The sequence below is a fragment of the Ilumatobacter sp. genome (assembly GCF_030065885.1).
In the GTDB taxonomy this organism is placed as follows: domain Bacteria; phylum Actinomycetota; class Acidimicrobiia; order Acidimicrobiales; family Ilumatobacteraceae; genus Ilumatobacter.
Genome location: NZ_JASJCS010000018.1, coordinates 20,544 through 44,425, shown reverse-complemented (window position 1 = coordinate 44,425; position 23,882 = coordinate 20,544). Strand labels below are relative to the sequence as shown.

Below are 23,882 nucleotides of genomic sequence, written 5' to 3'. Positions count from 1 at the left end.
TGTGTCACATCAGTCCGACGCGACGATGACTGCGTCGCAGAGCCCGTCGATGTACCCGGCGATCAGTGCGAGCGATGCGTCGAGGTCGTGCGCCAACTCGACCACGAGCGGTCCGTCCCAGTGGCTGCGGCCGGTGACGTGCTCGGCGAGCCCATGCGTCTCGAGATCGACGGCGATCGTCTCGCGGGTCTGATCGACGTGGACCCACAGGTCGGTGCAGTCGTGCGGACCGATCGCGTCGGCGGGGTCGTCGTCGACGAAGAGGAGCGAGCTCGACGGCGAGCACCAGACGACGCTGTCACCCTCCTGTGGCGCGGCGGGCGTGATGCCGTGACGCTCGATCGTGGGACCGAGCGCAGCGATGACCCGCTCGGCGACCGGCTCGGAGGGCGCGCGGCGGCCCGGGGCGGACCGTCGGGGCCGGACCGCCTGCCATCCCCGTCGGCGCAGTCCGAGCCGCCGGCGGAACGAGCGCTCGTTCGACGTGTACCAGAGCGTCGTCGTCGAGCCGTCGTCGCGGTCCCACGTGCTGATCAGTCGCCACACGCGGCCAGCATGGCCGATCGGCGTGGGGCGTCACGATCGCGTTCTCGAGATCACGCCGGCGAACGACCCAGCGACGAGTGCAGCGATCACGCCGCCGACCAGATAGACGATGAGGACCTGCGCGCCGGCGTCGGTGCGTGTGGCCGCCAGCCACCCCGACAGGTGCGTGACGATCACCACACCGATGACGGCGCCCGTCGTCAGCCCGATGCGACGAGCCCGGCTCGCCATCGAGATCGCCGGGAGGAAGCAGGCGACGAACACGAGCCCGATCACGAGGTCGGCGACCGCGATCATGCCCAGGTTGCTGTCGCGGTGCTGGTCCCCGGCGGCGTCGACGAAGAAGCCGATCGGTACCACGACGACCGCGGCGACCATCAGCGCGACCGACACGCCCCGACGCATGTCACCATCGTCGGCCGGCGGCCGCCCGCAGACCAGAGGCCGAGGTCATCGACCCCGGGTCGCCGAGAGGAGGTACGGTCAGGTGATGGCGACACGTTCGACCGCCGAACGGATCCGCGACGTGCAAGGTCGCCTCGAAGGTGAGGCGAACGTCTGGATCGCGACCGCCTCGGCGGACGGTGTGCCCCACCTCGTGCCGCTGTCGCTCGCCTGGATCGGGGAGTGCGTCATCGTGGCCACGCCGATCGACACGCTCACCGCACGCCACGCACTCGAGCGAGGCCACGCCAGGGCGGCGCTCGAGAGCACGTCGGACGTCGTCGTCGTCGACGGCCACGTCGAGATCGCGGCGCTCGAGGACGCGGACGAGGCGGTCGTCAACGCGTTCGTCGACCGGGTCGGCTGGGATCCTCGCGACGAGCGGGGTTCGTGGTCGCTGCTGACCCTGACGCCGCGCCGCATCCAGGCATGGAACAGCCCGGCCGAGATCGCCGGGCGCACGATCATGCGCGCCGGCAGTTGGCTCGACGAGTGAGCAGCGTTCCGCCGCTCAGCCGTCGCACGCGGACCACAGGCCGACGTCGTCGGCCTCGGCCTGGCGGGCGGCGTGGACCATCAGGTCGGAGTACGTCACGTTCGGCGGGATCGTGAGCGGCTGGGCGTATCCCTGCCGGACGATCTCGTAGTTCACGAAGATGCCGTCGCCGGCGCGGTAGACGTAGCCGAGCATGCGCCCGTAGTCGTCGCGGCTGACGACGTCGCGCTCGAGGCGGATCGGTGTGCCGACGGGCAGCAGTGCGGTCGTGAACGCCGTCGCCTCGTTACCGAAGCACTCTCCTGGCGTGCCCGGCCGGGTCTCGCTGGCGTCGCGTGCGACCTCGGGCGTGTCGATGCCGGTGAGGCGCACCCGCTCCTCCCGTCCGTCGATCAGCACGTCGATCGTGTCGCCGTCGATCACGAACTCGACGGTGGCGTTGGCCTCCATCGGTGCCGGCACGGCCGTGGTGGGAGGGGGCGCGACGAACGGCGAGTCGTCGCCGCATGCGGCGACCGTCGCCGCGGCGAAGGCGAGGAACACGGGTGTGGCGCGACGTGGCACGGAGGACGTTCTACCCGCGACTCAGCAGATCTCGCTGCCGTCGGCGCGGTACGTGTGCCAGTGCCCCAGCGCGTCGCGGTGCACCGTGTCACCCTGTTGCTTGAGCGAGTTCGCCGATGTCGGCGAGTCACCGCTGCTGCGCATCCGATGCCGGCACTCGCCGTCGGACCAGCCGGGCTCGGCCCGCAGCTCGTCCGACATGGACGCATGCCCGTCGGACCGGTGCATCGTGCGCCGGTCGATCTCGTGCAACAGCGGCGCTTCTTCCGCCGCGAGATCACGCTGCTGCTGCTCGACCCGCCGCAGGCGGGCATCGAGCCCGTCGTCGCACGCCCCCGCCACACGTTGAGCGAACTCGTGGAACATGCCCCCAACTTGACGAGGGGGTGTCCCACTCCTCGTGGACTGTGCGTCGCGAGCCGGTCAGGGCGCCTCGCGGCGACCTCGTCCTCGAGGCCGGCGTTGCACTGCCCCGTGCGTCTCGGTTGCCGGAGCCGGAGCCACGTCGTTTCAGCTGACGCGGGTGTCGAGGATCCGCTGGTCGGCGATGTCGTCGAACGCGCCGTCCTCGAAGTAGCCCTGGACGTCGGCGACGATGTGGCTCGGCGCCAGCGTGAAGACGCACGCCTGGCCGTTGCCGTCGAACTCCACCGTCGTCAGGCCGTTGACCAGCGTGCCCGGCCGGTCGTAGTTGACGTTCGAGGTCGTGCCCGGTGTGGCGCCACACGGGAGCACCTGCAGGAAGCCCGGGCCGGACGGCGTGACGGCGACGAGCGACACGATCGCCGTGGCGTCGGGTCGCCCGGCCAGGATCGTCTTCGAGCGAGCGCCCGGCAGTCCGGTGTCGCGCGTGTCGAGGATGCGCTGGTCGGCGATGTCGTCGAAGGCGGTGTCGTCGACGTAGCCCTGGACGTCGGCGACGACGTGCGCGCTCGTGAGGTTGAAGACGCACGCTTCGCCGGCGGCGTCGAACCGCACGAACGACAGGCTCGCGACGGTGATCACGCCGGTGGCCCAGTTCAGGTTGGAGGTCGCCGGCTGTGTGGCGTCGCACGGCACGATCGAGAGGAAGCCGGGCGCGGTGGTCTGGGTCGCGACCAGGCTGACGATGGCGGTCGAGTCGGGCCGCCCACCGGTGATCCTCGTGACGGCGCGGTCGCCCGGCTTCGTGCTGTTCCTGGTGTCGAGCAGCCGCTGGTCGGGCACGTCGTCGATCGCTCCGGGCGCGAGGTATCCCTGGACGTCGGCGACTGCGTGGGTCGCCGGCAGGTTGAAGACGCACGTCGTGCCGGTGTCGTCGAAGTCGGCCAGCGCCAGCGCCGAGCGGGTCTGCCCGGGCCCGTCGACGTTCAGGTTGGACGTCGCGCCCGGCGCGATGTCGCAGTCGTGGAGCTGGAGGAACCCCGGTCCTGCGGTCTCGGTCGCCACCAGCGACACGAGCGCCGACCGGTCGGCCTCACCCGCGATCGGTGTGCTCGTCCGCGGTGGCAGCAGGTCGTACTCGTCGACGACCGCACCCGTGCGGTTGACGAGCGTGATGCCGTCGGTGGCATCGCGCACCGACTCCTCGAAGACACCGGCGACCAGCAGCCCGCCGTACCGGTTGCGGAGCGTCTCGACGTCTTCGTGCACGAAGACCGCGGCGCGGCCGGGGAGCAGCACGGTGCCTCCGGGCACCACGAAGTCGAGTGCGGGGATCTCGAACGAGCTGATGTCGACGGAGTCACCCGAGGTGTTGCGGACGATGACGTGCTCGGGGTCGTCGTAGCGGACGTTCTCGACCGACACGCCGGGGACCGCCGGCTGCGACGTGCGTGCCACGCGACCCTGCGAGGCGAGCGTGCCCAGCAACCTCGCATGTTGCGGCCGGACGAACGACTCGATGATGCGGGTTGCCTCGTCGGTCGGGTCGGCGGCCGCCCCGTACGTGCCCCAGATGGCGCGATCGGCGACGGCCTCGGGCCGCACCTGGGCCGCGAGCTCGAGGACGCGCTCGGTGACAGCGTCGGGTTCGAGCAGCTCCTCGGTGAGCGTTCGTACGCGGCGCTTCACCATGTCGGCGAGTTCGGGGTCGAAGAAGAACGTCTCGAAGAACGGGCCCCCCGGATGCTCGAACGCACCACCGACGTACACGCGGCTGTCGAACGCCCCGAGCGGGATCGACCAGCGCCGGCCGTAGGTGAAGTCGTAGTCGTTCTGTGCGATGCCGACACGCCCGTACTCGTTGAAGATCAAGCGATAGTTCTTCACGCCCCAGTCCTGGTTCTGGATGACCATGCTGGCGGCGAGGATGTTGACCACCGACGGCACGTCGACGTTGTCGTAGATCCAGTTCCGCTCGTTGACGCCGCGCAATGCGTTGACCGTGGCGATGAACTCGCGGAGCCGGTCGTCGCCGAGGTACTCGAAGGTCTCCTTGTCGTACCGCGCCCGCAAGCTCTCTTGCGAGCGGCCGGGGTCGCGGGGCGACAGCAGACCCCACAGGTTGTCGGGCCCGACCTCGTACACCTCGGAGTCGTCGAAGTCGTAGCGGTCGCGGTAGGTGCCGTCGGGCTGCTCGACGTAGGTGTAGAGGCCGAGCAGGGAACCGTTGCGCTCGAAGCGCACCGGGAACGCCTGCTGCGCGCCGCGTGCGTTCGCCGCGGTCATGAACTCCGACGCCAGCGTCTCACGGAGGAACGACTTGTCGACCCAGCCCGAGTGCATTCCCCACTCGTCGACGTCGTCCTCGAGCAGATCGTCGTCCTCGAGGTCGTAGCCCTGCGGCAGGATGATCTTGAACTTCTTCTTGGGAAACGTGCGCGAGCTCTGGCCCTTGACGCGGATACGAGCGTTGTCGAACACCTGGCCTTCGTAGGCGAAGACCATCGGATACCCGTTGTCGCCGCGCAGAGTGAGATCGTTGAACATCGTCTGGTAGTCCGCATCGGGCATGAAGATCTCGAAGACCGGCAGCTCGGTGGCGACGGTGCGGGCGACGGTCGTGCCGCGATAGTTCGAGCCGTCGCCCTGGCGCGGCCAGGTGCCGGTCCGGCCGCCGGTCGTCGCGCTGAGCCGGTACCTCACGAGCGAACCCGCCGGCTGCCCGGGGATCGTCGCCGACGCCTCCCCGCCGGCGACGGTCATGGCGATGCTCGACTCGACCCCGAAGCCCACTCGGTAGATGAGGGTGGCGCTCGTGGCGCCCTCGAGCTCGGCCGTGACGGTGATCGGCTGACCGGCACCGGGGAGCTCGGTGTGTTCGACGTCGGCGAAGACGGGCAACAGCCCGGGCGCCCGGCCGGCGTTCGGTGCACCCGGCGTCGGGGGGCCGGACACCCAGTTGCCGGGCGACTTGCTGTCGGACGCCGGATCCCGTCGTTGCAGCGACGGCCCTTCGCCGTCCGCGAGCCCGGGCCACTCCTCCTTGTCGTCGTACTCGACGAAGTCGACGACGGCGTTCGACGCGTCGAGCAGCGTGATGTCCTCGCCACCGTTCGACAGCCGCCCCGAGTACTGGTCACCGCTGCGGACGATGAAGCCGTTGGCGAGGATCGTCGTCCCGGCGGGGAAGCAGTACGAGATGCCGTCGATGCACCAACCGCTCAGGTCGACGGCGGCGCCGGTGGTGTTGAACAGCTCGATGAACTCGGCCGCAGGGTCGTCGTCCTCGGGGTGGTAGTGCAGCTCGTTGATGACGATCGCCGGCGTCGCAGCGGCCGCTGGGGAGGCAGGAGCAGCCACCAGGGGCGCCACGAGCGCGACGGAACCGACGAGAAGGAGAGGACCCCGCATGGGTCGATGGTAGTTCGGGAGCGTCCGGGCCGACGCAGGCGCCGACCGGGTGTGCGCAGCCGCTACCGCGGGGCCGGGGCGATCACGCCGCCGACAGGTTGATGATCGCCCGGAGGTTGTTGCCGACGACGACGCCCATCAGCACCAGGCTGAACGCCAACGCCCACGCCGCGTCGCGGCGGACCTTCCAGAGCGGCCGCTTGCGGAGCAGGAGGCTGCGGTTCAGCAACGCGAACTTGTGCCCGCGGTCGGCGGCCGCTGCGAGCCGCCACATCATCGCGACGCCGATCAGCACCTTCAGGACGCACGTCGCCGCGACCCCGATGTGCTCCATCGCCCAGACGGCGAGCGGGTTGCCCTCGCGGGCGCCGTTGTCGGCGAAGAACGTCAGCGCGATGTAGGTGGTGAGCCCGTCGAGCATCATCATCAGCGCGCCGACGAACCAGAACGGGCGGAGCAGCTGCCGGTGGGTCGGTTGCCGGTCGGCGCTCTCGATCGCGACCTCGGTCGCGATCAAGGTGGTGTTCGCGTTGTCGGCCGTGTGCGGCGCGCCCGGCACCGCGAGCGGGAGCCGCGGCGGTTCGGCCGCCAACAACCCGCCCGGTGGCGCATGTGGCGCTGTCTCAGCAGCGTCTGGTTGGGCCCCGCGTCGCTCGATGATGTCCGCCATGCCGCTCACGATCGCGGCCCCACGGGACCTCCGAAAGTCGGCGGGTGTCAAATCTTCGACGAGCTGACCAAAGATCGGATCAGATGCCGCGGAGCCGATCCGGCCGACCACCCTCGGTCACCAACGCGGGCGCCGTCTACCGTGTACCGATGCGCCGCGACGACCTCAGGGCGACGTTCGACAGCTCGGCTGCGGCGTACCATGGCGCGCGACCCAGGTATCCGGTCGAGCTCTTCGACGCACTCGACGAGTACGCGGGCGCGGCATCGGCAGCGGAGGTCCTCGAGATCGGGCCGGGGACGGGCATCGCGACGATCCCGCTCGCGGAGCGGGGCCACCGGGTGACGGCCATCGAGATCGGAGAGCGGCTCTCGGCGCGCGCTCGTGCGAACACCGCCGGTCTCGGCGGCGTGTCGATCGTGCACGGTTCGTTCGACGACTGGGAGCCATCTCGATGGGGGATGTTCGACCGGGTCGTCGCTGCCACCGCGTGGCACTGGCTCGACCCGGCCACCAAGTACGTGCGGGCGCACCGCCACCTCCGACCGCTCGGCACGTTGGCGTTCTGGTCAGCGCTCCATGTCGTTCCCGACGACGGCGACACCTTCTTCGCCGACATCCAACCCGTGTACGACGAGATCGGCGAGTCGCTCCCGGCCGACCACACCTTCCCCCGGCCCGGTGAGCTCGCCGACCACACCGACGAGATCGTCGCGAGCGGACTCTTCAACCAGGTGCACGTGCGTCACTTCGACTGGGCGATCAGCTACGACGCCGACGGCTACATCGCACTGTTGGAGACGTTCTCGGGGCACATCTCGATGGACCGGTGGAAGCGGGATCGTCTCTACGGCGAGATCAGGCAGCGCCTGGACCGGCGACCGGATCGCCGGCTACGTCGGCACTGGGGCGCAGCGCTCCACCTCGCGCGGCGCATGCCCTGACGTCGCGGCGGTGCTGCGATGGGCTCCCGGACGACTACATCCGCTCGATGATCGTGCCGGTGCCGAGCCCGCCGCCGCAGCACATCGAGACCAGCCCGTAGCGACCCTCGGTGCGCTCGAGCTCGTGGAGCGACTTCGTCATCAGGAAGGCTCCGGTTGCACCGAGCGGGTGGCCGAGGGCGATCGCGCCGCCGTTCGGGTTCGTCCTGTCGAGGTCGGCGCCGGTCTCCTTGGCCCATGCCAGCACGACCGAGGCGAACGCCTCGTTGATCTCGAACAGGTCGATGTCGTCGATCGTCATCGAGTTGCGGTCGAGCAGGCGTGCGGTCGCATCGATCGGGCCCGTCAGCATCAGCACCGGGTCGACGCCGACGAGGCACGTGTCGACGACTCTCGCCCGGGGCGTCAGCCCGAGCGCCGCCGCCTTCGCCTCGGTCATCATCAGCAGCGCTGCCGCACCGTCGGAGATCTGCGACGAGTTGCCGGCGGTGTGCACGCCGTCGTCGCGAGCCACCGGCTTCAGCGAGGCCAGCTTCTCGAGCGACGTCTCGCGCAGCCCCTCGTCGCGCTCGACGACGTGCGCCGAGTCGAGCAGTTCGCCGTCCTCGCCGAGATCGGGGGCCTCGATCGGGATCCACTGGCCGTCGAAGCGACCCTCTGCCCACGCGCGCGCAGCGCGCTCTTGCGAGGCGAGCCCGAAGCGGTCGGTGTCGTCGCGGGTGATGCCCCACTTCTCGGCGATCCGTTCGGCGCCCTCGAACTGCGACGTCATCTCGTACTGCGCGAAGTACGACTTCGGGATCGGCACGCCGAGGCCGAGCTTCTTCGACGAGTTCGCCCCGATCGGGATCCGGCTCATCAGCTCGACGCCGCACGCGACCGCCACGTCGACGACGCCCGATCCGATCAGCGACGTCGCCAGGTTGGTCGCCTGCTGACTCGACCCGCACTGCGTGTCGATCGTCGTCGCTGCGGTCTCCAGCGGCAGCCCGGCAGCGAGCCAGGCGGTGCGGGTGACGTTGAAGCTCTGCTCCCCGACCTGGCTGACGCACCCGCCGACCACCTGGTCGACCTCGGCCGGGTCGATGCCCGATCGCTCGATCAGCGACGACTGGACGCGGGAGAGCACCTCGGCCGGGTGCAGCGATGAGAGCCCGCCGCCCCGACGCCCGATCGGCGTCCGGACGGCATCGACGATGACCACCGAGTTCTCGCTCATGCGCCCAGCGTACGAACCGAGGTCGACCGACGTTCAGTCGGCATCGCCCGAGCCCGTGCGCGGCCTGGCCGAGCGCGTCGCATGATGGAGGTGGGCGAGGGTCGAAGCGGAGCGGAGATGCGAGCTCGGCCAGGCGAAGCCAGTCATCTCTCGCCGGTCGAACCGGTTCGTCGAGGCAGGGAGGCGAGGAGCGCGCCAGTTCTCTGCGAGAACTGGTTCGCAGCCGAGCTCCGGCAGGCGAGGGGTGCTAGCCCGAGCCCGCGCGCAGCCCGATCATTCAGCGAGGTCGCGCCGCAACCGCGCCGCCAGGTGATGCTGGAGCGGGTGGCCGACGGCGGCCATCCGGACGCGGTACTGCAGGGTGTCGCCCTCGATGCGGAAGGTCCGTTCGAGGCCGGTCACCGACTTCGCCGACGACGTGCCCAACACCGCGGTCGTGGCGAGCTCGATCACGATCGCGCCGTCGATCGTCAGCTCGATCGTGCCCTCCTCGACCTCGGTGATACCGGTCGGGTGGCTCAGCACGACCTCGACGCAGCCCGGCGCGGGGAAGCGCCAGTAGCCCGACTCGGCGTGCATCGGCTGGCCGGGAAGGGCCCCGGCACCGACGGCGCGGGTGCGCTGCGTGTAGGCGAGGAACGGCTTGCCGACGTGGGTGAACGTGATCGACTCGACGTACTCGAACGGCTCGATCGTCGGGTACTCGCCGCTCCCGCTGCCCGACCACGTGCCCAGCAGCCGTGCGACGTGGGCCAGTTCGGGATGCAGCTCGGCCATCGCTCGGGCCCGTCAGCCGGAGACCATCTGGAGGCGCAGCTCGTTGCGCTGGCCCGCCGTCCAGTCGGCCACGAACGTGAAGCGGTCGCCCCGGATGGTCGTGATGCGCCACTCGACCGGTTCACCGCCGAACGTGCCGAGGCGTTCGATCGAGAACACCGCCTCGCCGTCGTCGAGGTCGAGGCAGTCGCGTTCCTCGTCGGTCGGCATCGCCGGCACGATCCGTTCCCAACCCTCGTTGGGCCGCCGTCCGACCGCCGCCTCCAACTGGTTGTAGAGCGACGTGTGGGTGAAGTCGGCGTCGAGCAGCGGCGCGGCGACCGAGGCAGGGAGCCATGCCCGGTCCACGGCGAGTGGCTCGTCGCCGGCGTAGCGGACGCGATCGACGAGCACCAGCTCGTCGGCCGGCTCGAGGCCGAGACGGTCGGCGGCTTCGGCGTCGGTCGTGATCTCGAGGGCGCGGACGACACTGTGTTGCGGCACGCCGGATTCCTCGACCACCTGGAACAGGCTGTAGAGCGAGCCGAGCGAGCGCTCGAACGTGCTCCGGTCGACCGAGGTGCCGATGCCCCGCGAGCGTCGCACGATGCCGTCGGCGCCCAGTCGGCCGACGGCGTGCCGGGCCGTGTGACGGCTCACGCCGTACGTCTCGATCAGCTCACGGTCGGTCGGGAACCGCTCGTGGAACTCGCCGGCCTCCATGCGACGACGCAGCTCGTGCTCGAGCTGCTCCCAGAGCGGGAGCGAGCTGTCGCGATCGAGCGGTCGAGCGTCGGTCGAGTCCATGCCCGATCAGTTTGGCATCCGGTACGCACTCGGCTCAGGTTTCAGCGGCCGGGCGTACCACAGCGGTCGCCGCAACCCGCCCGGGCCCGGCGCCGGCCGCGTCCTCGCCAGCCAGTCGAGATAGGCCTCGCGCGACTTGGCGGTGTCCACCACCACGTCGCCGTACTCGTCGCCCGGCTCGGCAGGGGTGACCCGGACGCGCTGGTGCCAGCACTGCATGCCCGAGATCGGGTCGGGCTGCACGGCGAACGTCAGGTTCTGGTGCACGCCGGTGTCGTTCCACCAGATCCGTTGCGTGTCGGGGTCGGCGGACTCCCAGTTGCGCATGCCGTGCTCGCGGGTCAGCTTCCACGACGTGCCGTCGTGGGAGATCCGGGCCTTGCCTGCGCCCCACGAGCGCGCCTCGTCCTCCTCGATACGCCACCGGCCCATGTGGTGCGACGCGGCGACGACGCCGGGCCGGATGCCCTCGGTGCGCCACGACGAGATCACGAAGTGGCCGATCCGGGTCGTGATGCGGACGAGGCCCTCCTCCTCGATGCCGAGCCGCTCGGCGTCAGCCGGATGGATCCACAGCGGGTGACGGTGGCTGATCTCGTTGAGCCATTTCGAGTTCGCCGAGCGGGTGTGGATCAGCGTCGGGATGCGGAACGTCGGCAGGAGGATGCGCTCGTTCCCCGCCATGTCGAGGTCCTCCCAGTGGACGTGGGAAGGGATCCAGCCGGGCGTCGCGTACTCGGGCCAGCCCCAGTCCTTGAGGGTCGTCGAGAACAGCTCGAGCTTCTTCGAGGGCGTGAGGAAGCCTTCCTTCAGCTCGCCGTCGATCTCGATCGCCGGCGAGCCGTCGCCGAGCTTGGCGAGCGTCAGGTCGCCGAGCGTGTCGTCGGATCCGTCCCACGTGCCCGGCGTCCCGGGCTTGCGGAGGACACCCGAGTCGTCCTTCGTGCAGCCCTCGACCGCCGACGGGTCGACCGCTCGCTCGTACGGCTTGATCGTGTCGCCGGGCACGGCGTAGGCGCCACGCTCGCGCATGAACTCGAGCGGCGACTGGCCGGCCGCCGCCGCGTCGTCGGCCAGACCCGGGATGCCCTCGAACAGCTTCGAGTAGTACTCGTCGATGCCGACCGGCGTGCCGGGGTGCTCGTGGCTCTCGAAGAATTTGCGGACGCCGAGCGCGCCGTCGGGGTCGATCCGCCAGGACAGGTCGATCCAGAACTCGTTCTCCTCCCAGACCTCGCCCTTGTTGAACTCGTACGTGCGACGGTCGGGACCGATCTCGTCACCCTTGATCTCGGCGTACCGCCGCATCACCGGTTGGCGGAAGCCGACCCACCGGCCGGCATGGGTCTCGAAGCTGGCGAGGTCGTGGCGCTCGGACGCGACACCCATCGGGAGCACGTAGTCGGCGTACCAGGCGGTCTCGGACCACGTGGGGGTGAGCGCGACGTGGCACTCGACCTTCGACTCGTCGAGCAGTGCCTCCATCCACGTGAACCCGTCGGGGTTGGTCCAGATCGGGTTGTAGACGCGGCTGAAGTAGACGGCGAGCTTGCCCCGCCCCTCGTTGAGGAAGTGGGGGAGCAGGATCGACATCTCGTGGTAGGCGAGCGGGTACTCCTTCGGCCACGCGAGCTCGTTCCACTTGGTGATCGGCTGGCCGCCGAACGGGTGCGGCGGCGACATCTTGTTCCAGCCGTTGCCCGCCGTCCCGCCGACGGTGGCGACCGAGCCGGTGAGGACGTTGATGAAGAACAGGCAGCGCGCCACCTGCCAGCCGCCGAGGTTGCCGGCGCCGGCCGACCGCCAGTTGTGCGAGGCGAACTTGGTGGGGTGGGCGCCGATGATCTCGGCGATCTCGCGGATCGTGTCGGCCGCCACGCCGGTGACGTGCTCCGCGGTCTCGGGGGTGTACTCGGCGTACGCATCGAGCAGCGCTTGCTCGAGCGACTCGAACTCGCAGGGGAGGTCGGGCCGGGTCTCTCGCAGGTAGGTGTCCCAGTTGACCCAGCGCTCGACGAACTCGCGCTCCCAGGTGCCGTTCTCGATCAGGAGCCGGGCGATCGCGAGCAGCAGGAACGGTTCGGTGCCGGGCCACGTCGACAGCCAGTAGTCGGCCTTGGCGCCCGTGTTGGAGAGCCGGGTGTCGCAGCAGATGACGGTGGCGCCCTTGGCCTTGCCCTCCATGATCCGCTGGGCGTGCGGGTTGAAGTAGTGGCCGGTCTCGAGATGCGACGAGATGAGGAAGATCACCTCGGCGTTCGCGTAGTCGCTCGACGGGCGGTCGTGGCCCATCCACGACTGGTAGCCGATGCGGGCGTTCGACGAGCAGATGTTGGTGTGGCTGTTGTGGCCGTCGACGCCCCAGGCCTTGAGGACCCGCTCGGTGTAGCCGTCCTCGCCGGGGCGGCCGACGTGCCAGACGACCTCGTCGGTGCGGTCCTCTTCGAGGGCGTGACGGATGTTGGCGCCGATCTCGTCGAGCGCCTGATCCCAGCTGATCCGCTCCCACCGGCCGGAGCCACGCTCGCCGACCCGCTTCATCGGGTACAGGACGCGTTCGGGGTCGTCGACCTGGTTGAGGGTCGCCGGTCCCTTGGCGCAGTTGCGGCCCCGGCTCGCCGGGTGCTCGGGATTGCCCTCGAACTTGGCGATCTCGCCGGTCTCGTTGTCGATGAAGGCCGTCAACCCGCAGGCGGCCTCGCAGTTGAAGCACGTCGTGGGCACGATCGTGTAGTTGCGCTCGACCTTGTCGGGCCACGCCTTGGCGTCCAACTCGGTCCAGTCGTGCCACCTGTCGTGCGGCGGATGATTGGCGAGAGTCATGGAAGCTCCTTCACCTCACGTTGTGTCAGACACAAGCTGAAATCGCGGGTACGTGACTGGACGGACCGCGCCCGTTTCACGTTGTGTCTGACACAACGTGAGATCACGAGAGCGGTACCGACTGGCCGGCGCGGACGTAGGCGTCCTCGTAGGCGAACAGGCCGAACAGGGCGGCGGCGCCCGCGCATGCGGCCGGCCACGGGCTGGTGGTGTCTGCGGCGAGGGCGAACACGAGCAGCCCGGCCGGAACGAGCAGGCCGTTCAGTGCGCCGGCGAACCAGAACTGGGCGGCGTACTTGCCGCGGGTCATCTCGAGGGTGGCGAGCTCGACGTGACGACTGCCGGTCGACCACAGCTCGGTCGCGATCAGCAGCGCCAACCCGCCGATCGCGCCCAGGAAGGCGATGCGGATCGCCTGCTGCTCGGGGACGTCCATGAACAGGTCGAGGATCGAGTACGCCGAGGCGCCGGCGACGACCGCCTGCGCGAGCAGCGTGGGCAGCAGGAGCGGGGTCTGCCAGAGGTCGCGGCCCTCGCACTGACCGAACAGGAACGCCGTGTAGCCGGCGACGCCCGCCGCCAGGAGCGACACGGGCAGCGCGAGCACCTTCAGCGGGCCACCGGTGTCGGCGATGCCGAACAGGCCCCACAACCCGACGAGCGCCGCGAACGCGCCCAGGATCCATGCGCCGCGAACCAACCAGGACGTGGTGTTCGAGCGGGTCAGGATGTACAGGAACCGTGTCGGCTGCTTGAGGTCGGCGATGAGGAGCACGCCGGTCGCCGCCGTGAACACGCCGGCGAGCACGGCCGGGACGACGCCGACCGCCGCCTGCTCATCGGCGTGCCCCAGGACCACGAGCAGCGATGCGATCAGCATCAGGCCGGCGGCGATCGCCTTCGTGACCAGGTAACCCGAGACCTTCGACTTCCAGGTCATGTGGTGCGTCGTCGTGTAGGCGGTGCGGGCCACGACACCGGTCCCGGAGTGCTCGGCCATCGTCGGTGTGATCGTCGGATGATCCGGCGTCGTGTCGGCCCAGATCATGCCGTCGGCGTTGATCATCGTGCGGGTGGGGTCGAGCGACGCCTGATCGACGCCGCGGTAGAACACCTTCGGATTGGTGCCCTGCTCGGGTGCCCGGACCGCCGTCTTGTCCCGTGCCACGATCCGCGACACCTCGGAGTCGGGGTCGTCGAGATCGCCAGTGACGATCGCGTGGGTCGGACACACGGTCACGCAGGCCGGTTCGAGGCCGACCTCGACCCGGTGGTTGCAGAAGTTGCACTTGTGCGCCGTGTTCGTCTCGGGGTTGATGTAGATCGCGTCGTACGGACAGGCGTTCATGCACGCCTTGCAGCCGATGCAGTTGTCGTCCTGGAAGTCGACGACGCCGTTCGGCGCGCGGTGGAGCGCGCTGGTCGGACAGATCGTCATGCACGGCGCGTCGTCGCAGTGGTTGCAGCGCATCACCGAGAAGGCGCGTCCCGTGTTCGGGAACGCGCCGGTCTCGATGTACTTCAGCCAGGTCCGGTTGACGCCGAGAGGTACGTCGTGCTCGCTCTTGCATGCCACGGTGCAGGCGTGGCAGCCGATGCAACTGTCGCTCAGCAGAGCGAAGCCGAGTCGGGTCATGGACGCTCCCTCGTTGATGGCCCGGTTCGCGGGCACGGTCGCCGGGAGTCTGGCAGGTCGGTCACGCTGACTGCGTGGTCTCGATCCAGGCGCCGTAGCCCCCGATGATGTCGCTGACGTCGACGAACCCGCGCTGGCGCAGCATGCTGGCCGCCACCGACGAGCGGTAGCCGCCCGCGCAGTAGACGACCGTCGGGCGGGTGGCGTCGAGCTCGTCGACGCGGCCCGGCAGCTGGCTGACCGGGATCGTCACGGCGTCGGGGATGACGCCGTCCTCGACCTCGCCCGGGTTCCGGACGTCGACCACCTGGATGTCGTCGACCGACGCCGTGCGGGCGTTGAACTCGCCGGCGGTCAGCCTCGACGCGATGTCGACGTCGTCGCGGTGCTCGAACATCACCTTGTACGGCTGCTCGACGTAGCCGATCACCCGGTCGAAGCCGATGCGGGCCAGCCGGTTCTTCCCCTCGAGCTCGTGACCGGGTTCGGTGACGAGCACGATGTCGACGTCGGACGGGAGGACGGAGCCGGCGAACTCGGCGTAGCGGCCGTTGAGGCCGACGTTGATCGCCTCGGAGAGGTGGCCGCGTGCGAAGTCCTCGGGGTTGCGGCCGTCGACGAGCATGGCGCCGCGCTCGAGCGCTGCGAGCATCTCGTCGTAGGTCATCGCGGTCGGCATCGCCGACTCGTCGAGCAGCTCGCGCTCCTTGCGGTTGAGGACGGCGTCGTAGACGAAGTAGCCGGGCGCCGGCGGCTGGCCCTCGGTGACCAGTTCGACGAACGTGGCCTTGTCCTTCGCCTTGAGGGCGTAGTTGCTGGCCTTCTGGTCGCCGATCGTCGACCAGAGGTCGGTCGAGAGGTTCTTGCCGCAGGCCGAGCCGGCGCCGTGGGCCGGGTAGACCTTGGTGGCGTCGGGCAGCGTCATCAGCTTGCCGTGCAGCGAGTCGTACAGGCTGTCGGCGAGCTCGTCGCGCGTGAACCCGATCGAGGCGAGCAGGTCGGGCCGGCCGACGTCGCCGATGAACAACGTGTCACCGGTGAGCACGCCGTAGGGCGTCTCGTCGATCCCGTGCTCGAACACGACGATGCTCAACGACTCGGGGGTGTGGCCCGGCGTGTGGCGGAACTCGAGCGTGACGTCGCCGAGCGAGTAGCGCTCGCCGTCGGCGACGCCCATCGACTCGAACTCGGTCTCGGCGACCGACGAGTAGACGATCTTGGCGCCGGTGGCTGCTGCGAGCTCGAGATGGCCCGACAGGAAGTCGGCGTGGAAGTGCGTCTCGATGATCAGCTCGATCGTCAGGCCGGCGTCGGCTGCGTCGGCGAGGTACTCCGACACGTCGCGCTGCGGGTCGACGACGACGCCCCTGCCGGTCGTCTCGTCGCCGATCAGGTAGGACGCGTGCGAGAGGCAGTCCAAGTAGTACTGGTGAAAGATCATGAGCCCCCATTCCTTTCCGGGTTGAACTCTAGATGTACGGACAAAGTTCGGTCAATATCGCAGCGGAGGAAGCTCACGCCGCTTCGGCGGTCATCTCGTCGAGCACGCGGTCGAGGTTGCAGACCGGCCCGCGGTTGTAGTGCAGCTTCGAGAGCAGCTCGCCCATCGTGCACGTGTCGGTGAGCGCCGAGAAGGTCAGCCCGGCGCCGATCCCGCCGGCGACGAAGCGCAGCTTCGGGAACACGAGGCTCGCGAGGATCGACACCAGCACGATGCCGCCGGCAACGCCGCGCACCTGGCGCTCGAGCGACCACTTCTCCTGGCCGCGCACCACGTCGCCGCCGGCTGCGAGCCAGGCGCCCATGCCGCCCTCGAGCACGCGCAGGTTGGTCTTGCCCGCCTCGTGGAGCTTCGCGTGCGCGGTGGTCGCACGCCCACCCGACTGGCAGACGAGCACGACCGGGTGCTCGACGTCGGCGACGTGGCGCACCTGCTCGGCGAGCAGGTCGAGCGGCACGTTGAACGAACCCTCGATGTGGGCCGACTCGAACTCGGCGCCGGTGCGAACGTCGAGGACGCGGGTCTCGGGGTCCTCGCGCAGCAGGTGGCGGAGTTCGCTCGGGTGGATCGGCGTGCTGATGGTCATGGTGTCTCCTCGGGAGGTTGGGGTGTGGCTGGTGTCGGGTTGGTGGTGTGGGTGGTGTTCGGTTCGGCGGTGCGGTCGGGGATCGGTGACGAGCCGGCCGTCATGCGTGGCTGAGCTCGGTCGAGGTGTCGTGCGCCTCGTGTTCGTCGATGCCGGCGGTGCGCAGCGAGCGCGGTGAGACGCACGCGTCGATCGCGGCGACCGCCTCGTGTGCGGTTGCGTGGATGCGGCCACCGAGCCGGTCCCAGAGGTCGGTGCGGTGGAGGACGTCGCGGACCGGGCCCTTCACGTCGCACAGGTGCAGCGTCACCGGGCCCTCGTCGAGCTCGGTGACGATCTCGTCGAGTGCCTCGACGCCGGTCGCGTCGATGTCGTTGATGCCCGAGCAGTCGACGACCAGGGCATGCGGCGCCGTCTCGATCCGGGCGGCTTCGTCGATGCACAGCCGCTTCACGTGGTTGGCGTTGACGAACGACAGCGCTGCGTCGATCCGGATCACGCGGATGCCGTCGGTGGTCTCGACCTCGGGGAAGCGGTCGACGTTCCGGAAGCTGGTCGAGTTCGGGATGCGGCCGAGCTCGGCCGAGTGGGGCTTCGACATGCGGGCGAACACGACGAGCATCGACGCCACGACGGCCACGAGGATGCCGAGCTCGATGCCGAGCACGAGCGTCGCGGCGAACGCCACGCTGAGCCCGATCAGGTCGCTGCGCTTGACATGGGCGATGTGACGCATCTCCCTGACGTCGATCAGGTTGATCACGGCGACGATGATGATGGCGCCCAGCGCTGCCTGGGGGAGTGCGGTGAAGAGCGGCGTGAAGAACACGACCGTGGCCAGCACGAGCAGCGCCGTCACGATCGAGGCCAGCGGCGTACGGGCGCCGGCGGTGTCGTTGACGGCGGTGCGGCTGAACCCGCCGGTCACCGGGTAGCCGCCGAAGAGGCCGGAGGCGACGTTGGCCATGCCGAGGCCGACGAGCTCTTGGTTGGCGTCGAGCTCGTAGCGGTGGCGGCGCGCGTACACCTTGGCCACGGCGATCGACTCCATGAAGCCGACGAGCGTGATGACGAGCGCGGCGCTCATCAGCGAGCCGAGGTTGCCGCCGTCGATGTCGGGCAGGCCGAAGGCGGGGAGCGAGGACGGGATCTCACCGACCGTCTTCACCCCGCGGTCCTCGAGGTCGAACAGCTGCACCGCCAGGATCGAGACGACGACCAGCACCAGGGCGCTCGGAACCCGGCGCGCCCACCGCTTCATCCCGAGCAACAGCGCGATGCTGGCGAGCCCGAGTGCGAGCGTGGTGCCGTTCGTGCCGTCGATCGCCGACACGACCTCGCGCACCGTTTCGTAGAAGTGGTCCTGGCGGGGCACCGAGATGCCGAGCACGTGCTTGACCTGTGAGAACCCGATGATGATCGCCGCCGCAGCGGTGAAGCCGACGAGCACGGAGTGCGAGAGGAAGTTGACGACGAAGCCGAGGCGGCCGAACCCGAGCACGAGGTGGACGGCGCCGACCGCGAGGGCGAGCAGCGCCGCCGCCGTGACGTAGCCGGTGCTGCCCTGCTCGTAGAGCGGCGCGAGCGTCGAAGCCGTCATCAGCGAGACGATCGCCACCGGTCCGACCGCGAGCTGCCGCGAGGTGCCGAACACCGCGTAGACCAGCACCGGCACGATCGAGGCGTAGAGCCCGATCTCGGGCGGCAGGCCCGCGAGGAGCGCGTACGCCATCGCCTGGGGCACCAGCATCGCGCCGATCGTCAGGCCGGCAGCGAGGTCGCTGCGGAGGTCGCGGCGCTCGTAGCGCGGTGCCCACGTCGTGATCGGGGCGATTCGGTGGAGGAGTGCGGTCATGGTGTGTCAGTCAAGGTGGGGGTATTTGTACGGACATTTCATAATGTACGGACATTTTGGTCGCATGTCAACCCCTGGCCTTCGCGCCGTGCAGGCGTGGCTCGGATGCGCATGTCGGCCGGCGAGTAACGTCCGAGCCGTGACGAACACTGCCGATCTCGCCACCCGCTACCGACGTGTGCTCCCGTCGTTCCTCTCGCCGTACTACGCCGAGCCGATCTCGATCGACCGTGGTGAGGGCGGCTACGTCTGGGACCTCGAGGGCAATCGCTACCTCGACTTCTTCGGCGGCGTGCTGACCACGATGGTCGGCCACGACAACCCCGACGTGACGGCCGCAGTGCAGCGTCAGGTCGCGAAGGTGATGCACACCTCGACGCTGTACCTCAGCGAGCCGATGATCGAGTTCGCCGAGTTGGTCGCCGCCCAGTCGGGGATCCCCGATGCCCGCGTCTACCTGACGCCGTCGGGCACCGAGGCCAACGACGCGGCGATCCTGCTGGCCACGTCGTTCCGGAAGTCGAGCCAGGTCCTGGCGGTCCGCAACAGCTACCACGGCCGTTCGTTCCAGACCCAGGCGATCACGTCGCACTCGTCGTGGAAGTCGACCGCCCTCTCGGGCCTGACCGTGCAGTTCGTGCAGGGCGGCTATCGCCTCCGGTCGCCGTTCCGTGACCTCGACGACGAGGCGTACACCGACGCCTGCGTGAACGATCTCGTGCAGTTGCTCGACATGACGTCGGCGGGCGACGTCGCGTGCTTGATCGCCGAGCCGATCCAGGGTGTCGGTGGGTTCGCCACCGCGCCCGACGGCCTGTTCGGGAGGTTCCAGAAGGAGCTCGCCAATCGCGGGATCCTGTTCATCTCCGACGAGGTGCAGACCGGCTGGGGTCGTACCGGCGACCACTTCTGGGGCTACCAGGCACATGACATGGTGCCCGACATGCTGACGTTCGCGAAGGGCGTCGGCAACGGCATCACGCTCGCCGGCGTCGTCGCCCGCGCCGAGATCATGGACTCGATCCACGTGCTCAACTTCTCGACGTTCGGCGGCAACCCGCTGTCGGCGTCGGCCGGCAGTGCGACGCTCCGCTACGTGCTCGAGCACGACTGCCAGGCGAACGCCAAGGCGATGGGCGAGCGGTTCGAGGCTGCCATGCGGCCGGTCGCGGAAGGTGCGCCGTGGATCGCCGAGATGCGCGGCCGCGGGCTGATGTGGGCGTTCGAGGTGTGCGAGCCCGGGGGCATCGAACCCGACAAGGCCCGGACGAACGAGTTCCACGAGGCGTGCAAGCGTCACGGCCTCCTGGTGGGTAAGGGCGGTCTCTACGGCAACGTGATCCGGCTGGCGCCGATGCTGAACGTCACCACCGACGAGATCGACGAGGGCGTCGCTGCGCTCACGGCGGCGATCGCCGAGATCTGAACGGGCTCCACACGTGGCGCCGCTGATGTAGCGGCCGCCCTTCCGGAGTTGCGGCGCTCGCTCCGCTGTGCCCCTCGCCTCGTCGCCGTCGCGGGAGCGATCGATCCGGCGAGATGACCCGTTTCGCCTGCCGAGCACGATGCTCCGCTCCGCTTCGAAGCTGGCCTGCCTCCGCAGCGCGACGCGTTCGGCCGATCGTGGCGAACGTCGGGCGCCTGCGGTTGGCCTGTGAACCGGCGGGGATGACGATGCGATTGTCGGGTTCGGCGGTGCCGCGTCTGGCACGCTGGTGGTGTGGAGGGGATGCCGGGCTGGCGGGACTTCATGGCCGCGTTCGACGGCGAACGATCGCTGCCGAACGGGCGCGTCGAGAACGTCACCCTCTCGTCCTGGCAGCGCGTCCTCGACCTCGTCGACGAGGTCGCGGTCGCGAGCCGGTTCAAGGCGCACGGTACCGATCATCCGATGCCCGAGCGGGCGACCGAGCTCTTCGCGAGCGATCTGCTGTTGGGCACGCTGAACGTCCTGCTCGAGTTCGACATCCGGATCAACTTCTTCCCGCTCGACGAGACCTCGATCGACTTCGACATCGACAGCCGGCAACTCGTCAACCAGGGTTGCCTCGACGTCGTGGCCGGGTTCATCTGCCAGCTCGGTCAGGCGATCGGGCAGCCGGTGATCGTCTCCTCCGAGGCGGACGACGACGATGTGCTGGTCCGGTACGACCCCGGGGCCGATCGTTTCGAGCCGGGTGCTCGGACCCGAGTGCGGTCCTGACGCCGGGTCGCGGGTCGCCGCTCGACCGGGGTCCGCTGTTCGCCGAGCTCAGTGCTGGTCGGTCTGCCGGTCGTCGCGGTTGACCAGCGCGAACAGCCAGAGCATGGCGGGCACCGCGGTGACCACGGCCACGCCGAACACGATCAGCAGCCCGACCAGGGTCGATCGTGCGCCGGCCGCGTCGTCGATCGTCAACTCGTCGACGAGCAGGTCGGGATACTGCGCGACGCCCCAGCCGACGACGATCGACGCCACCGCTGCCACCGCCGTGACACGCGCCAGCGCCCAGCTCCGCCGGCGGAGGAGGACGAGCGATGCGAGACCGGCGACCGCGGAGGAGACGACGAAGCCGAGACCGGACGTGTGGAGCCCGTCGGCGAGCGTGTCGGCGTCGACCTCGATGGCGATGGCCGCCGCGAGCGCGGCCCCGCCGGTGACGACGCCCGACCAGACCGCCTTGCCCCCGATGTCGTCCGCCAGGGCGCGGCGGCCGCCTCGTTCGGCGTCCGCGGCCAGGAACGTCGCTGCGAGGAACGACACGGTCAGCACCGCGAGGACGCCGCCCACCCAGGAGGTCGGGCCGGTCCACGAGCGCCACAGGTCGCCGGTGCCCTCGGCGGGCACGCGGCCGCTGGCGACGGCACCCGCGATCATCCCGAGGAAGAACGGGGTGACGACCGACGACGTCGCGAAGACGATGCCGTGCAGGCGCGCCTCACGCACCGACCCCGAGAACTTGCGGAACGCGAACGCGCCGCCCCGCAGCACGATCCCGAGCCCGACGAGCATCCACGGGACGAACAGCGTCGTCATGATCGAGCCGAACGCGGTGGGGAACGCCGTCCACAGGAAGACCAGCACGTAGATCAGCCACACGTGGTTCGCCTCCCAGACCGGTCCGATCGATCGATCGATCTGGGAGCGGAGATGTGCGCCCCGGCGGGCGTCGCCGGCGAGCAGGTCCCAGACGCCGCTCCCGAAGTCGGCGCCGCCGAGGATGGCGTACGCGACGACGCCGAGGAACATCAGCATCGCGGCCACGTCGGCGAGGTTCACGACGGCCTGCCGACGAGATCGTCGGTCGGCGGACCCGTCGTGTCGACGTCATGGAGCGACCCACCCGGCCCGTACGGCGTCGGGAGGTCGGACGAGGGGTCGGCTCGCCATCGACGCGCCATGCCGAGGAGCACCCGCGCGCCGACGACGGCCATGCTCGTGTAGATCACGACCATCGCAGCCAGTGAGATCCAGATGCCGGAGTTCGACGTGACGGCGTCCTCGACCCGCATCACGCCGTAGACGATCCACGGCTGCCGGCCGACCTCGGTGGTCACCCAGCCCGCCTGCAGTGCGATCACGGCGACCGGGCCGGCGGCGACCGCGGCCCGCAGGAACCACGTCGACTCGAAGACGCCGTCCGCGCCGTAGCGGCGACGCCGCCAGCCGTACCACCCGCCGAGCGCGATCATCGCCGTGCCGGCCGCGATCATCGTCTGGAACGACCAGTGGACGATGTTGACCGGCGGTCGCTCGTCCTCGGGGATGTCCTCGAGGCCGACTATGACCGTGTCGAACGAGTTGCCGGCCAGCAAGGAGGCGATCGCCGGGATCTCGATCCCGCCGCGCACCTCGCCGTCGATGAGCACGCCGCCGATGACGACCGGCGCACGATCCTCGGTCTCGAGGGCCAGCTCCATCGCCGCGAGCTTCGACGGCTGCTGGGTGTCGAGCCGGGTGCCGGCCCAGTGGCCGATCGCCGGCTGCGCGAGCGCGGCGACCGCTGCGAAGACGAACGGCACCGTGAACCCGAGCCGATGCGAGCGGTCGCGGCGGCCTCGTAACATCCCGACCGCGTAGACGGCCGAGGTGAGGAAGCCGGCGACCACGAACGTCGCGACCCACATGTGGAGGAACTGCGGCCAGAGCGCGTCGTTGAAGATCGCCGCCAGCGGGTCGACGTCGGTCACCGTGCCGTCGGCGAGCATCGTGAAGCCGGCCGGCGCGTTCATCCATGCGTTGACGGCGAGGATGCAGAACGTGCCGAACAATCCGGAGAGCATGATCGGGATGAGCGTGCGGAGGTGCACCTCGGGTCGCAGGCGCCCCCAGCCGTAGAGGTAGATGCCGAGGAAGATCGCCTCGAGGAAGAACGCGATGCCCTCCATCGCGAACGGCAGGCCGATGACGTCGCCGAAGGTCGACATCATCCCCGGCCAGAGCAAGCCCATCTCGAAGCTCAGGATCGTCCCGGACACCGCGCCGATCGCGAACAGGACGGCCGACGCCTTGGCCCACTTCTTGGCGAGGGCGAGCGCCTCCTGGTCGCCGTTGCGCACGCCGCGCCGGTGGAGGACGTAGATCATCGCCGGCAGTGCGACACCGAAGCACGAGAGCACGATGTGGAAGCCCAGCGACAGGGCCATCTGATAGCGGGCCGCGACGAGTTCGTCGGCGGCGATCAGCACGGTCGGCATGTGTGCTCATCCTCTCGCGGACTGGGTGGTGCGTGACGGTCGAGCTCGACATCCGATATTGTACGGACAATAACGACGTCCACGAGTACGAAGGACCATGACATGGGCCACACCTCGACCGAAGCCAGCGCCCTCCGCCGGACCCCCCGTCGGGCTCGCGCGCCGATCGCTGCGCTCGCCGCCGTGCTGGTGCTCGCCGCATGCGGCGGCGACAGCGACGATGCGAGCGTTGCCGCCGCCGAGGGTTCGGCGACACCCGCCTACGGGTTGGTCACACCGGCACAAGCCGCCGCGCTCGCGGCCGATCCCGACATCACCGTGATCGACGTCCGCACGCCCGAGGAGTTCGGCGAGGGTCACGTCGAGGGCGCCACGATGATCGACTTCTACACCGACACCTTCGCCGACGAGATCGCCGCCCTCGATCGCGACGGCGAGTACCTGCTCTACTGCCGCTCGGGCAATCGCTCGGGGCAGACGGCTGCCCTCATGGAGCAGCTCGGCTTCGAGCAGGTCTACGATCTCGACGGCGGCGTGCGCGCCTGGGCCGCCGACGGCCGCACCCTGACCCCATAGGCCGGGCG

The 23,882-nt window shown here is 69.5% G+C and carries 21 protein-coding genes; 5 read left to right on the top strand and 16 right to left on the bottom strand.

The window, feature by feature from the left end:
- Nucleotides 1-9: 9 nt before the first annotated feature.
- On the bottom strand, nucleotides 10-546 hold the full coding sequence (locus QNJ12_RS06555) for a hypothetical protein (RefSeq protein WP_300620514.1): 537 nt from the start codon (nucleotides 544-546) through the stop codon (nucleotides 10-12).
- A 30-nt stretch (nucleotides 547-576) separates the two neighbouring features.
- Nucleotides 577-951 (bottom strand): hypothetical protein, encoded by a 375-nt coding sequence (locus tag QNJ12_RS06550; protein WP_300620512.1) that lies wholly within the window; start codon nucleotides 949-951, stop codon nucleotides 577-579.
- Between the two features lie 85 nt (nucleotides 952-1,036).
- On the opposite strand from QNJ12_RS06550, the gene QNJ12_RS06545 reads away from it, so the two are divergent.
- Nucleotides 1,037-1,486, top strand: a complete 450-nt coding sequence (locus tag QNJ12_RS06545) for a pyridoxamine 5'-phosphate oxidase family protein (protein WP_300620509.1) — start codon at nucleotides 1,037-1,039, stop codon at nucleotides 1,484-1,486.
- 15 nt (nucleotides 1,487-1,501) lie between these two features.
- On the opposite strand, the gene QNJ12_RS06540 is transcribed toward QNJ12_RS06545, so the two are convergent.
- The 4 genes from QNJ12_RS06540 to QNJ12_RS06525 all read right to left on the bottom strand — a co-directional run bounded on the left by QNJ12_RS06540 (nucleotide 1,502) and on the right by QNJ12_RS06525 (nucleotide 6,494).
- The gene (locus tag QNJ12_RS06540) at nucleotides 1,502-2,050 is read right to left on the bottom strand and encodes a thermonuclease family protein (protein ID WP_300620506.1); all 549 of its coding nucleotides are present in this window, start codon (nucleotides 2,048-2,050) and stop codon (nucleotides 1,502-1,504) included.
- A gap of 21 nt (nucleotides 2,051-2,071) precedes the next feature.
- Complete coding sequence (locus tag QNJ12_RS06535; RefSeq protein ID WP_300620503.1) at nucleotides 2,072-2,416, bottom strand: hypothetical protein; 345 nt, start codon at nucleotides 2,414-2,416, stop codon at nucleotides 2,072-2,074.
- A 144-nt stretch (nucleotides 2,417-2,560) separates the two neighbouring features.
- Complete coding sequence (locus QNJ12_RS06530) at nucleotides 2,561-5,824, bottom strand: CotH kinase family protein (RefSeq protein WP_300620501.1); 3,264 nt, start codon at nucleotides 5,822-5,824, stop codon at nucleotides 2,561-2,563.
- A gap of 82 nt (nucleotides 5,825-5,906) precedes the next feature.
- On the bottom strand, nucleotides 5,907-6,494 hold the full coding sequence (locus tag QNJ12_RS06525; RefSeq protein ID WP_300620498.1) for a hypothetical protein: 588 nt from the start codon (nucleotides 6,492-6,494) through the stop codon (nucleotides 5,907-5,909).
- A gap of 149 nt (nucleotides 6,495-6,643) precedes the next feature.
- On the opposite strand from QNJ12_RS06525, the gene QNJ12_RS06520 reads away from it, so the two are divergent.
- A complete protein-coding gene (locus QNJ12_RS06520; RefSeq protein ID WP_300620495.1) occupies nucleotides 6,644-7,438 on the top strand; it encodes a bifunctional 2-polyprenyl-6-hydroxyphenol methylase/3-demethylubiquinol 3-O-methyltransferase UbiG in 795 nt (264 codons plus the stop codon).
- 34 nt (nucleotides 7,439-7,472) lie between these two features.
- Here QNJ12_RS06520 and QNJ12_RS06515 read toward each other — a convergent pair whose 3' ends face one another.
- The 8 genes from QNJ12_RS06515 to QNJ12_RS06480 form a co-directional block, all read right to left on the bottom strand.
- Nucleotides 7,473-8,657, bottom strand: a complete 1,185-nt coding sequence (locus QNJ12_RS06515; RefSeq protein ID WP_300620492.1) for a steroid 3-ketoacyl-CoA thiolase — start codon at nucleotides 8,655-8,657, stop codon at nucleotides 7,473-7,475.
- A 273-nt stretch (nucleotides 8,658-8,930) separates the two neighbouring features.
- Nucleotides 8,931-9,434, bottom strand: coding sequence for a peroxynitrite isomerase (locus QNJ12_RS06510; protein WP_300620489.1), 504 nt, complete (start codon nucleotides 9,432-9,434; stop codon nucleotides 8,931-8,933).
- Between the two features lie 12 nt (nucleotides 9,435-9,446).
- Complete coding sequence (locus QNJ12_RS06505) at nucleotides 9,447-10,220, bottom strand: GntR family transcriptional regulator (protein WP_300620487.1); 774 nt, start codon at nucleotides 10,218-10,220, stop codon at nucleotides 9,447-9,449.
- Between the two features lie 6 nt (nucleotides 10,221-10,226).
- Nucleotides 10,227-13,043, bottom strand: a complete 2,817-nt coding sequence (locus QNJ12_RS06500) for a molybdopterin-dependent oxidoreductase (RefSeq protein WP_300620485.1) — start codon at nucleotides 13,041-13,043, stop codon at nucleotides 10,227-10,229.
- A gap of 103 nt (nucleotides 13,044-13,146) precedes the next feature.
- The gene (locus QNJ12_RS06495; protein WP_300620482.1) at nucleotides 13,147-14,679 is read right to left on the bottom strand and encodes a 4Fe-4S dicluster domain-containing protein; all 1,533 of its coding nucleotides are present in this window, start codon (nucleotides 14,677-14,679) and stop codon (nucleotides 13,147-13,149) included.
- A gap of 61 nt (nucleotides 14,680-14,740) precedes the next feature.
- On the bottom strand, nucleotides 14,741-16,120 hold the full coding sequence (locus QNJ12_RS06490; protein WP_300620479.1) for a rhodanese-like domain-containing protein: 1,380 nt from the start codon (nucleotides 16,118-16,120) through the stop codon (nucleotides 14,741-14,743).
- A gap of 73 nt (nucleotides 16,121-16,193) precedes the next feature.
- Nucleotides 16,194-16,766 (bottom strand): rhodanese-like domain-containing protein, encoded by a 573-nt coding sequence (locus QNJ12_RS06485; RefSeq protein ID WP_300620476.1) that lies wholly within the window; start codon nucleotides 16,764-16,766, stop codon nucleotides 16,194-16,196.
- A 100-nt stretch (nucleotides 16,767-16,866) separates the two neighbouring features.
- Complete coding sequence (locus tag QNJ12_RS06480) at nucleotides 16,867-18,621, bottom strand: SulP family inorganic anion transporter (protein ID WP_300620473.1); 1,755 nt, start codon at nucleotides 18,619-18,621, stop codon at nucleotides 16,867-16,869.
- Between the two features lie 139 nt (nucleotides 18,622-18,760).
- Here QNJ12_RS06480 and QNJ12_RS06475 point away from each other — a divergent pair, with 139 nt between their 5' ends.
- Both QNJ12_RS06475 and QNJ12_RS06470 read left to right on the top strand, forming a co-directional pair.
- Nucleotides 18,761-20,047 carry an aspartate aminotransferase family protein gene (locus QNJ12_RS06475; protein WP_300620470.1) on the top strand — a complete coding sequence of 429 codons (1,287 nt, stop codon included), beginning with the start codon at nucleotides 18,761-18,763 and terminating at the stop codon, nucleotides 20,045-20,047.
- A 294-nt stretch (nucleotides 20,048-20,341) separates the two neighbouring features.
- The gene (locus QNJ12_RS06470) at nucleotides 20,342-20,824 is read left to right on the top strand and encodes a hypothetical protein (protein ID WP_300620468.1); all 483 of its coding nucleotides are present in this window, start codon (nucleotides 20,342-20,344) and stop codon (nucleotides 20,822-20,824) included.
- A 48-nt stretch (nucleotides 20,825-20,872) separates the two neighbouring features.
- Here QNJ12_RS06470 and QNJ12_RS06465 read toward each other — a convergent pair whose 3' ends face one another.
- Nucleotides 20,873-21,880 (bottom strand): cytochrome d ubiquinol oxidase subunit II, encoded by a 1,008-nt coding sequence (locus QNJ12_RS06465; protein WP_300620465.1) that lies wholly within the window; start codon nucleotides 21,878-21,880, stop codon nucleotides 20,873-20,875.
- Complete coding sequence (locus QNJ12_RS06460) at nucleotides 21,877-23,298, bottom strand: cytochrome ubiquinol oxidase subunit I (protein WP_300620463.1); 1,422 nt, start codon at nucleotides 23,296-23,298, stop codon at nucleotides 21,877-21,879. The genes QNJ12_RS06465 and QNJ12_RS06460 overlap by 4 nt, the downstream gene beginning before the upstream one ends.
- A gap of 102 nt (nucleotides 23,299-23,400) precedes the next feature.
- On the opposite strand from QNJ12_RS06460, the gene QNJ12_RS06455 reads away from it, so the two are divergent.
- Entirely contained in the window at nucleotides 23,401-23,874 is a 474-nt protein-coding gene (locus tag QNJ12_RS06455; protein ID WP_300620460.1) for a rhodanese-like domain-containing protein, read from the top strand.
- Nucleotides 23,875-23,882 lie beyond the last annotated feature (8 nt).